Here is a 4,359-nt window from a genome sequence, read left to right as displayed (position 1 = left end):
TGGCTTATCCCAAGCATTACCTACTCAAGTTTACCTAATTGATGACACGCCCTAGATCCTTGAAGCTGTTTGTTTAGCACTCGCAGGGACAACAGGCAATGGTTGAGCAGCTTTCAATACCGCATCCAGTAACCCTGGAAACAGTACCTCTAAATCTTCACGCCGCAGGATGTTAATGTGCTGTGTCCCTTCTTTTCGTGTAAAGACCATCCCCGACTCCCGCAAAATCTTGAAGTGATTGGACATGGTAGACTTAGCGATCGCAAAATCAAATCTCGCACAGCATTGTTCTCCCTCAGTCGCCAACAACCGCACAATCTCTAGCCGCACCGGATCGCCCAATGCATACAACACGCCCGGTAAAGAAATATTTTTTCTATCTGGATGATAAAGGAATCTCATAGTTGCATTATCTCATCAGGTGGCATATATTTTTATTATTCGATATTATCGAATTATAGAATTAACTAGGAAGGCAATTTATGTCATCCATTACAAACGTCACAGAAGCCACATTCAAGCAAGAAGTTTTGGAAAGTGAAATTCCGGTATTAGTGGACTTTTGGGCACCGTGGTGCGGCCCTTGCCGGATGGTGGGCCCAGTCGTCGATGAAGTTGCTGCTGAATACGAAGGACAGGTAAAATTTGTGAAGCTGAACACAGATCAAAATCCTACTGTCGCCAGCCATTATGGAATTCGCAGCATTCCGACGCTGATGGTTTTTAAGGGTGGTCGCCAGGTCGATACTGTCGTAGGGGCAGTCCCAAAAACTACCTTGAATAAGACCTTAGCACAGCATCTTTAATTTAAGTGGAGGGGATTGGGGACTGGGGATTGGGGACTGGGGGATTAGGGAGAGACTTCTTCAATATTTTTTGTTCCCTTTCTCCCTCCAAAGTTACGAGCGCCGGAAGTCGGCGCTCAGACTTTTCTCCTTGTCAAAGTCCCCAGTCTCTAGTACCTAGTACCGCAAGGCGGAATTAAAAATTAAAAATGAAGACAGCGTAAGGGTTTTGTTGATTGGGAATGGGTGGTTTATTTCCGCCGTGCTGTACTAGTCCCCAGTCCCCAGTCCCCAGTCCCAGATCATTCTGTTTCAACTAACGGGGAAAGAGCGAAATGGACTTGAAATTACAGGGTAAATCCGCACTGGTGAGTGGCTCAACCGCAGGTATTGGTTTTGCGATCGCTCTTGAGCTAGCTCAAGAGGGTGCATCAGTAATTGTCAACGGTCGGTCTGAAGAAAGAGTAACCCAAGCGATCGCTAAAATTAAGCAAAGTATACCCGACGCGAAAGTTTCTGGTGTTGTTGCTGACGCAGCCACTGCATCAGGGGTAGAGAAACTCTTTCAAGAGGTTCCCCACGTTGATATCCTCATAAACAATGTTGGTATTTATGAGCCAAAAACCTTCTTTGATATTACTGATGAAGACTGGTTAAATATATTTGAGGTTAACGTCCTCAGTGGAGTCCGTTTGAGTCGGCAATATCTGCGAAAGCAGCTAGAGCAAAACTGGGGGCGGATAATTTTTATCTCCAGTGAATCTGCTATTCAGATCCCAGTAGAAATGATTCACTATGGCACAACTAAGACAGCGCAGCTAGCCATTGCGCGAGGTCTAGCAGAAATGACAATCGGGACTGGAGTCACGGTAAACTCAGTCCTACCAGGGCCAACCCGCTCAGAGGGCGTTGAAGAGTTTATTGTCAACCTGGCGCAGGAACGTGGGATTAGTCCAACGGAAGTTGAGGCTGAGTTTTTTCAAAATGTGCGTCCAAGTTCCTTAATCAAACGCTTTGCAACTAATGAAGAAGTAGCAGCGATCGTAGTTTACCTTTCTAGTCCCGTAGCATCAGCAACAAATGGTGCAGCTTTGCGGGTAGATGGTGGTGTTATTCGGTCGATTGTTTAGTTATACCAATTAAATTAATGATTGCAACACATCCTTGGGTAAAGACGCGATGAATCGCGTCTCTACAAATGGTCTACTTGTCGCATTCTTTTTTCAAATTGGTATTACTAGGGACTGGGGACTGGGGAATAACTATGCCCAATTCTCAATGAATAAAAATAATTTGGAGATATAACCCATGACAACTGATATCAACTTATTTTCTTCTTACCAATTAGGAAATCTGGAATTACCTAATCGGATAGTGATGGCACCCTTAACCCGAAACAGGGCAAGCCAAGGAAACGTACCACACCAAATTAATGCTACTTACTACACTCAACGTGCTTCCGCGGGACTGATTATTGCGGAAGCAACCCAGGTAACTCCTGAAGGACAGGGCTATCCCGCTACACCAGGAATTCATTCATCAGAACAGGTGGAAGGATGGAAGTTAGTAACTGATGCCGTACATCAGGAGGGAGGAAGAATTTTTCTGCAACTATGGCATGTAGGCAGAATTTCTCACCCAGACTTACAACCGAATGGAGCTTTACCTGTGGCGCCTTCTGCGATCGCTGCGAAAGGTGAGGCTGCAACCTATGAAGGGCCAAAACCCTTTGTAACTCCCCGTGCTTTAGAAACTTCAGAAATACCCCAGATAGTAGAACAGTACCGTCAGGGAGCAGCAAATGCCCTAGCAGCTGGGTTTGATGGGGTAGAAATTCACTCAGCTAATGGTTATTTAATAGATCAGTTTCTCCGCGATCGCACCAATCAACGTACAGATAAATATGGGGGTTCCATTGAGAATCGGACTCGATTCTTGTTGGAGGTGACGGAGGCGGTAACTAGTGTATGGGATTCTAACCGGGTAGGGGTACGTTTTTCTCCTAGTGGAACTTTTAACGATATGGGTGATTCCAATCCCCTGGAGACATTCGGTTATGCTGCTCAAGCATTGAACCAGTTTAATTTGGCATATCTGCATCTTTATGAAGCCACAGAAGCAGATATTAGACATGGCGGAGTAATTGTACCCACTAGTCATATCCGCGATCGCTTTACAGGTACACTCATCGTCAATGGTGGTTATACCCGTGAAAAAGGCGATGCTGTACTGGCAAACAAAGCAGCAGATTTAGTTGCCTTTGGCACATTATTTATATCAAATCCTGATTTACCCCGACGCTTGGCTTTAAATGCGCCACTAAATGAACCTAATGAAGCAACCTTTTATGGTGGCGATGAAAAGGGATATACAGATTACCCATTTTGGTCGGCTGCTAGTGAGCCTGTAGCTAAGGCGTAATTCGTAATTCGTAATTCGTAATTATGACTTTATGGCTGTGCCTTATATGGGTGTAGGCAAGTTGTTTGTTCTGAAACAAGAAATAATTTTTATTTTTGTTTTATGAATAAATATATTGGCTTGTATCCTAATTAGGAATTACGAATTATTTGGTCATCACTCAACTATCAGGAGAATCTCATGAGTCCTATCACCCAAACCCAACCTTTAGATGTACCGAGTGCGATCGCTAAACGTCGTTCCATCAAAACTTTTAAAACAGACCCCATCGCCCCAGAACTACTCAAGCAACTAGTGGAGTTGACTGTGGCAGCGCCCAGCAGCTTTAATATCCAGTCATGGCAAATTGTTCTTGTGCAAGATGACGCACAAAAGGCCGCACTAGCAGCAGCATCGTGGAATCAACAGCAAATTGTCCAAGCACCTGTAACCTTTGTGTTTGCCGCCGATCCTAATGCGGGTGAAGAAAACTTAACCCCAATTCTAGAGCAAGCTGCCGAAACTGGAGCATGGAATGAAGGCACGGTAAACTATTTCAAAGCCGCCATCCCGCAATTTCAAGCTGGGCTAGGCGACAAGCGACGCGAATATGCCATCAAAGATGCCATCATTGCCGCTACCCATTTGGTGTTAGCAGCAGAAAGTCTGGGATTATCCACTTGTTTTATGAACGGTTGGGTTGAGGATCAGGTAAAGCAAGTCATTGGGGCTGGGGATAATCCAGATTTAGCGATCGCTGTTGTTGTTCCTGTTGGTTATGCAGCCGAACCACGCTTAAATCCAGGTCGTCTGCCATTCTCCTCCAACGTCTCTGTGGATAGAATTGGCAACCCTTATGCAGGGTAATTTTTCCTAAATTGGTATGGGGCATAAAGCAAGAGGTAAAAAAGTCGAGTTCTGAGCCTCATTAATGGAGTTCAAAAACTCACCGACGAAGTTCTGAGCTTTACCGACAAAGCTCTGAGGTTCATCGACGAAGCTCAAAGACTCGTGAATGAGTCTTTAATAGTCATTCATGAGTCCTATTTATACCTACTCGATAAATTATAGATATTGCTCTCTGCTCCACCACTCCCAATACTGTTCGGTTAAGACAAAAGACGCGATGAATCGCCGTCTCTACAATAATCAGTCCTTTGTAGAGACGGCGATT

At 44.8% G+C, this 4,359-nt stretch carries 5 protein-coding genes; 4 read left to right on the top strand and 1 reads right to left on the bottom strand.

Translation table 11 applies throughout. The features are described 5' to 3' along the window. Positions 1 to 51: 51 nt before the first annotated feature. Positions 52 to 402, bottom strand: coding sequence for an ArsR/SmtB family transcription factor (locus ABF638_RS36810; protein WP_435027690.1), 351 nt, complete (start codon positions 400 to 402; stop codon positions 52 to 54). Positions 403 to 482: 80 nt separating this feature from the next. On the opposite strand from ABF638_RS36810, the gene trxA reads away from it, so the two are divergent. The 4 genes from trxA to ABF638_RS36790 all read left to right on the top strand — a co-directional run bounded on the left by trxA (position 483) and on the right by ABF638_RS36790 (position 4,052). Then, positions 483 to 806 carry a thioredoxin gene (gene trxA / locus ABF638_RS36805; protein WP_012412473.1) on the top strand — a complete coding sequence of 108 codons (324 nt, stop codon included), beginning with the start codon at positions 483 to 485 and terminating at the stop codon, positions 804 to 806. Between the two features lie 314 nt (positions 807 to 1,120). Next, positions 1,121 to 1,915, top strand: a complete 795-nt coding sequence (locus ABF638_RS36800; RefSeq protein ID WP_435027689.1) for an SDR family NAD(P)-dependent oxidoreductase — start codon at positions 1,121 to 1,123, stop codon at positions 1,913 to 1,915. 178 nt (positions 1,916 to 2,093) lie between these two features. After that, positions 2,094 to 3,206: an alkene reductase gene (locus ABF638_RS36795; RefSeq protein WP_435027688.1), complete on the top strand. Its 1,113-nt coding sequence runs from the start codon at positions 2,094 to 2,096 to the stop codon at positions 3,204 to 3,206. A 180-nt stretch (positions 3,207 to 3,386) separates the two neighbouring features. Continuing rightward, complete coding sequence (locus ABF638_RS36790) at positions 3,387 to 4,052, top strand: nitroreductase family protein (protein WP_435027687.1); 666 nt, start codon at positions 3,387 to 3,389, stop codon at positions 4,050 to 4,052. The last annotated feature ends 307 nt before the right edge of the window (positions 4,053 to 4,359 follow it).

This window comes from Nostoc sp. CALU 1950 (assembly GCF_051172895.1).
Lineage (GTDB): Bacteria > Cyanobacteriota > Cyanobacteriia > Cyanobacteriales > Nostocaceae > Nostoc > Nostoc edaphicum_A.
The sequence above is the reverse complement of the archived record's forward strand: the minus strand, read 5'-3'. Positions and strand labels throughout refer to the sequence as shown.

Excerpts from the sequence above, each read along its gene's own strand:
- ABF638_RS36810 (WP_435027690.1), bottom strand. The coding sequence starts at position 402 with ATGAGATTCCTTTATCATCCAGATAGAAAAAATATTTCTTTACCGGGC.
- trxA (WP_012412473.1), top strand. The coding sequence starts at position 483 with ATGTCATCCATTACAAACGTCACAGAAGCCACATTCAAGCAAGAAGTT.
- ABF638_RS36800 (WP_435027689.1), top strand. The coding sequence starts at position 1,121 with ATGGACTTGAAATTACAGGGTAAATCCGCACTGGTGAGTGGCTCAACC.
- ABF638_RS36795 (WP_435027688.1), top strand. The coding sequence starts at position 2,094 with ATGACAACTGATATCAACTTATTTTCTTCTTACCAATTAGGAAATCTG.
- ABF638_RS36790 (WP_435027687.1), top strand. The coding sequence starts at position 3,387 with ATGAGTCCTATCACCCAAACCCAACCTTTAGATGTACCGAGTGCGATC.